5 protein-coding genes and 1 tRNA gene are annotated in these 6,141 nt (G+C 31.5%); 5 read left to right on the forward strand and 1 reads right to left on the reverse strand.

Annotated elements, in window-relative coordinates:
* Positions 1–82 precede the first annotated feature (82 nt).
* The 3 genes from A2255_10925 to A2255_10935 all read left to right on the forward strand — a co-directional run bounded on the left by A2255_10925 (position 83) and on the right by A2255_10935 (position 3,219).
* Positions 83–1,183, forward strand: a complete 1,101-nt coding sequence (locus tag A2255_10925) for a hypothetical protein (protein OGI18186.1) — start codon at positions 83–85, stop codon at positions 1,181–1,183.
* Positions 1,171–1,986: a trehalose-phosphatase gene (locus tag A2255_10930; GenBank protein ID OGI18187.1), complete on the forward strand. Its 816-nt coding sequence runs from the start codon at positions 1,171–1,173 to the stop codon at positions 1,984–1,986. The genes A2255_10925 and A2255_10930 overlap by 13 nt, the downstream gene beginning before the upstream one ends.
* Before the next feature lie 333 nt (positions 1,987–2,319).
* A complete protein-coding gene (locus A2255_10935) occupies positions 2,320–3,219 on the forward strand; it encodes a hypothetical protein (protein ID OGI18188.1) in 900 nt (299 codons plus the stop codon).
* Between the two features lie 116 nt (positions 3,220–3,335).
* Here A2255_10935 and A2255_10940 read toward each other — a convergent pair whose 3' ends face one another.
* Entirely contained in the window at positions 3,336–3,611 is a 276-nt protein-coding gene (locus tag A2255_10940) for a hypothetical protein (GenBank protein ID OGI18189.1), read from the reverse strand.
* A gap of 246 nt (positions 3,612–3,857) precedes the next feature.
* Here A2255_10940 and A2255_10945 point away from each other — a divergent pair, with 246 nt between their 5' ends.
* Both A2255_10945 and A2255_10950 read left to right on the forward strand, forming a co-directional pair.
* Positions 3,858–4,484 carry an alkaline phosphatase gene (locus tag A2255_10945; protein OGI18190.1) on the forward strand — a complete coding sequence of 209 codons (627 nt, stop codon included), beginning with the start codon at positions 3,858–3,860 and terminating at the stop codon, positions 4,482–4,484.
* A 123-nt stretch (positions 4,485–4,607) separates the two neighbouring features.
* Positions 4,608–4,683 (forward strand) — tRNA-Glu (locus tag A2255_10950).
* Positions 4,684–6,141: the final 1,458 nt, after the last annotated feature.

A 6,141-nucleotide genomic window follows, 5' to 3' on the forward strand; every position in this document is an offset into this window, starting at 1 on the left:
ATATGAAATAAGGCCTATTAAATTAACACATCAGGAAAATACCCATTATTATGAAGGTTTTGGAAATAGACAAATTTGGCCATTGTTTCACTATTTACCAGCCAGATATATGTTTCACGAAAAAGATTGGGAATTTTATATAAAAGTAAATAAAAAGTTTGCAAACCAAATATTCAGCTTTGTTAAGCCGGATGATGTAATATGGATACAAGATTATCACTTAATGCTAGTACCAAGTTTACTAAGAAAGGCTGGAGTTAAGAATAAAATAGGCTTTTTCATGCATATACCATTCCCTAATTATGAGCTATTCAGAGTAATACCTAAAAGAAAGGCTCTATTGGAGGGATTACTCGGCGCAGATGTAATTGGTTTTCATACAGAAAGTTACCAAAAGCATTTTCTGGAATGTGTAAGAAGAAAAATAAATATGTCTGAAGTAGACATGATAAATAATCATATTCACTATGATAACAGGATGATTGATGTTCCTGCCCACCCGATAAGCGTTGATTTTGATTTAATCGATAACACAGCCAGAAAAAACAGTGTCAAGTATAAAGTTAAAAAACTGAGAAGTATGTTCAATGTTGATATTATTGGGATTGGAGTTGATAGACTTGATTATACAAAAGGGATATTTGAGAGATTAAATGGAATCGAACATTTTCTGGATACTCATCCTGAATATAGAGGGAAATTTATGTTCATCCAGATAGCAGTGCCATCCAGAACTAAAATTATAGAATATCAAAAGATTAAAGGGGAAGTAGATGAAGCTGTCGGAAGAATCAACGGTAAGTTTTCAAAAGATGGTTGGAGTCCTATAGCATATATATATAATTCATTAAACTTCGAAGACCTGGTATCATATTATTGCTGCGCCGATTTTGCTTTAATTACATCATTAAGAGACGGATTAAACCTTGTTACAAAAGAATATATAGCATCTAGAATTAATAATGACGGCATGTTAATATTAAGTGAGTTCATTGGAGCCTCAGAGGAAATAGATACAGGAATACTTATCAATCCTTTTGATGTCAGATCAATTTCTAACGCAATTTTGAAGGCAATTAAAACCTCTGATGAAGAACAAAAAAGAATAATGACATATCTAAGGCAACACATTAAGGAAAATAACGTTTATAAATGGGTAGATAGTTTTTTATGCAGGCTTTAGACAAGATACTTTACAAAATAAAAGAAAATAATAAAGTACTATTAATATTTGATTATGACGGAACGCTGGTCCCTATAGTGGAAAAACCGGAGCTGGCAAGATTAGACAGCGAAACTAGACAGGTTCTCGAAGAATTATCAAATTGTAATCTTGTAAAAATAGCCCTTATAAGTGGCCGAGATATTAAAACCTTACAGGAATTATCAGGTATAGTTAATAAAAATATACTGATATATGGAATACACGGCGGAGAAATATTAAAAAATGGGAAAATACACATCAATGTCTCCGATTGCTATAAAAAAATTATAGAAAATCTTAAAAACTCTATATCAGACTTAAACGAGTTAGATGGAATTTACATTGAAGATAAACAGTACTCTATCTCTGTTCATTATAGACTTGCGAATGAACAAAATACTCAAATAGCCATAAATAGATTTAAAGAAGCAATTAAATCTCAAGAGATAAAGTTAGAATCAGAACAAAAAATAAATATCAAAAGCCAAAATCAATGCTACTTTAGATTTCAGGAAGGAAAAAAAGTCCTTGAACTTCTTCCAAACAGCTTTAATAAAGGTAGTGCAGTAGAATCTTTAATATCAGATTATCCTGACTATTTTCCCACTTATTTTGGCGATGATAAAACTGATGTTTATGCTTTTGAAAAAGTTAAAAGCTATAATGGATTAGCATTTTTTATAGGAAATGAACTTGTACAGCCTGCTGATCAAGCAATATCCATAATCGAAATTAGAGATTTCCTTAAAAAAGCCAAGAATTTACAATCGATAAATCACTGAGATAATATAAGGAGCAAACAAAAAATCCTTATACAAAATCTCAAAAGGGGATGTTTTCGTAGGAGCCTTGAAAACTCGAAGAGTTTGAATAGCGACGGAGAAAATTTCCCCTTTGAATAAAATGCGTAAGAATTTTTTGTTTGCTCCTTAATTTCTGATTAAAAACGCCATATTTAATATAAACCTGACTATATTTTGATTTTAGCCAAAAACTTGTTTTTATGAAATGTTAACAAGTTTTACATTTTTTTAAAAATAGGCAATTTAAGACATAAATTGTTTTTTATATAATTGGAAGTATTTTATGTTTTAGCCTTGGGAAGGTAAATAAGTATGGGAAGTATGGAATCAGGATCATTTTTTAATAGGGTTCCAAAATTAATATCGCAAGTTTATGCACCTGGCTTTAATAATGTCCAAAAAAGGTATAGCCAGGGTGAAAATTTGACTGGTATGGTAGTTCTTGCTCAGCAAGTTAATAAATTACCTCTTATTAAAGAGCATTTTAATACTACTAAGAAGGTTTTTCATAACTTATCCAATAGTCTTCCTTCATTAGGAGAAAAAATAAATAATCTTGATGAACTTGCAACTAATCCGAGCTTTAAAGCGGTATATAACCCTCTTTATCAGACAAATAAACATGGAGCTAAAATAACAGAATTTGGATTTTTCAGGTATACTTTTACCGAAGAAAAAATGAAAAATTCAGCTTTCGGTAGAATGCTTTTAGGAATGGACAAGAATCTTACCGATTTTAAATTTATACGGGATGGTTTCTCAAAAATATTTAAAGGCTGCCAAATCAAGTCAGTAGTTAAAAATGGCGCAGCTGAAAAATACGTTGCCGGAATTAATGGCGCAAAAGTAAGTAGTGGCGCAGCAGTAACAGCAAAAGCTCTTGGTAGAATACCAGTTTTAAATATAGCACTATCTGCATTATTTGAATTGCCCGCAGTAGTTAGAAGTTTCAAAAATGGCGATGGATTGAAGCAAGTAGGTAGATCTGCCATAAACATAACTGGCTATACAGCTGGATCGGCCTTACTTGGTGCAGCAATGACGGCACTATTGCCACCATTAGGCGGTATAATCGGTGCATCGATAGGTGTATTCATTGGAGGAAAAATAGCCAATAAAGTTGGAAATTTCATATTTGGCAAACCACCTGAAAAACCTAGAGATAATTTTTTCAGTCATAATTTACCTTATTATTACCCACTTACTAAATAAATTATCAATAAATTTCTCATCTCCTCACCTAAGGCTTTTTAAAGCCTTTTTTTGTTTTTCAAAACAAAAAAGAGATCTTCCTGATCTCTTTTCTAATAAGGGGTAAACCTGTGATGTTATGCTGATGCTTTTCCAACTTTGTCCTGATCTGGTGGGCCCACTTGCTCAAGTAATATTTTTATAACATTTTGCATTTGACATACAAAAGAATAATCACCTTTAGCAATTGAGCATTCACTACAATTCTGACCACCCGTATAACATCTAATTGCTTGATCAGTCCAATTTCTTGTAATAGAATTCGAAATCTCCCCATCATTCTTAGGGAGGATATAACGAATCCTCTGTTCTTGAATTTTTTCAGATTTATTATGTTTAAATTGAAAAGACATATCTCAACCACCCATTAATCTTCTTATTTACTCTAGAATATATCTTGTCTCTTCAATAATAAAATTTAAGGTTTGTTATTGGATCATCTATTTGATGGAAATATCTATTTACCAAACAAAAATACACGTTTAAAATATGTCATGCTTTTAGATATATAATTATCTCAAGGTATTTAAATTTATTGCTATTTAATTAAATTTAATTTATCTTGAATATAAGGAATAAATTTATTGGAGAGATAAAATATGAGTGCATTAGATACAATATTAGTTCCTATTATTCATTATATTGAGACCACAATAAGCAACCTTGGCCCATTTGGAGTTGTAATATTAATGGCAATAGAATCAGCTAATATACCACTTCCAAGTGAGGCTATACTTCCATTTGCTGGTTATTTAGTAAGCAAAGGAATTATGAATTTTCATGTGGCCTGTTTTGCAGGAGCTTTTGGATGTGTAGTTGGATCAGTTCCATCATATTATCTTGGTTACTTCGGAGGCAGACCATTTGTAGAAAAATACGGAAAGTGGTTTTTAATAAGCAAAAGAGATCTGGAAATTGCTGATAGATGGACAGAAAAATATGGTGATATTTCATTTTTCATATGTAGAATGCTCCCTGTAGTCAGAACTTTCATATCACTTCCTGCCGGCATATTAAGAGCGCATTTCCCAAGATTCATAGCATATACATTTATTGGTTCATTGATCTGGAGCTATTTCCTGGTTTATGTTGGAGTAAAATTGGGTGAGCATAGAGAACAACTCAAAGATTTATGGCATAAATTCGACTATGCGATTGTTGGAATCCTACTCGTTTTATTTGCAATTTATGTATACAGACACATTAAGCATTTAAAAGAGTCATAATATATTCAATTATTACTATAGATATGACCAAAGAAACAAAATCAATATAAATTGTTGACAAACATAATAAAGTTCTGCTATGTTGTATTTGCTAAGGCAACTAAGGCAATAAATAAGGTATATGCCCCCATCGTCTAGTGGCCTAGGACACCGCCCTTTCACGGCGGCGACGGGGATTCGAATTCCCCTGGGGGTACCATTTTTTATTAGAGGATATAGCATTTATGGCTGTATCTTTTTTAGCATCTATATTTGAGCTTATTTGCTGCCTTTTTGATTTAATTATTTCATAGAAGAGCGGATTCGGCACCACATCTAGTTTTTGATCTTTATAAGAAAAGTTCGAACACACTAATTTAATTAATTTTCGTTTTTCTTCGGATGTTTGCCTTAAATACAGTCTATAAGCATTTTTAGCGAGTTCTAACATTAAATTGATATTTAAAAAATATTCAGCATCAGCTTTGTTATAAGCATTTAATTTTATTAAAAGCTCATCTTTTTCTTTTTTCCATTGTGAATGTTTTTCCTGCCAGAACTCTTCAGAGATTTTTCCATCAATTTTATCTATATAAATCGAATCAATTCGCTTTTGTAAAAGCTCTGTTCGTTTTTGTATTTCTTCTATTGAGATATTATGATGCTCAATTTTCTTTTTATGAATATCTTTCAGGCATGCAATGATGTCATTTATCTCTTCATCAGTTAAATAAATACTTTTAAATAATTCAGCAAAAGTATCTTCAATTTCTTCCTGTCTGATATAAGGTTGCTGACAGTTGCCTTTATTTCCTGTGCAGTGATAGTAAATATATTTTTCCTTTTTAATTTCTGCTGTTAGATAGCATCCACATACACCGCACTTAATTAAGTTCGTATATGGAAATTCACGTTTTTTACTTTTCGGCTTTGTAGGATCATCTAATGCCATCTGAACCCTATAAAATAATTCTTTGCTTATGATTGGTTCATGTTTTGCATTTTCATAAGTCTTACCCTGCCAAGTAAAAACTCCAGTATAAAACTCATTATTCAAGATTTTCCATACAGTGCTTTTATAAAATGGAGTTTTACCGTTGCCATATACGAAACCTTCTTCCAGAAGTTGATCTCTGACAGTATCTAAGGAATAATTACCAGTGGCAAACAGTTCAAACAATCTCTTAATAAACGGAGCTTTTGTTTCATCTACTTTTATAAATTTCTTTCCGTTTTCTCCAATTGCATTAATATAACCAATAGGAGCTTTTGAAGGATAATATCCCTGTTCTGCTTTTTCTGACATACCTTTTTGAGTTTCTTCTTTGAGATTATCAATATAATTTTTTGCAATTAAAACTTTGAATCCATGCATTAATTTTTCATGTGATTTGGCATCTTTACTTAATACAGAGCCTTCTTTAACTAAGTGGATCTCTAAGTCTAAGTCTTCAAGAATAACATAGTCTTTGAAGTTTCTGTAAAGTCTATCAGTCTTTTCTACAAGGATAATTTTGATATCTTTATTCTTTTTCAGGAATGTAAGCATTTCATTGAAATTTGTTCTTCCTGCTTTCTTAGCTGTTTCAACATCAATAAATTCTTTTTCTCTTTACTGAATTTTAGCATGGGTTGAAAACATCCATTAAAATTGAATTATCAAGAGAGACTGTTTGAA

It is taken from the genome of Candidatus Melainabacteria bacterium RIFOXYA2_FULL_32_9, assembly GCA_001784615.1.
In the GTDB taxonomy this organism is placed as follows: Bacteria; Cyanobacteriota; Vampirovibrionia; order Gastranaerophilales; family UBA9579; genus UBA9579.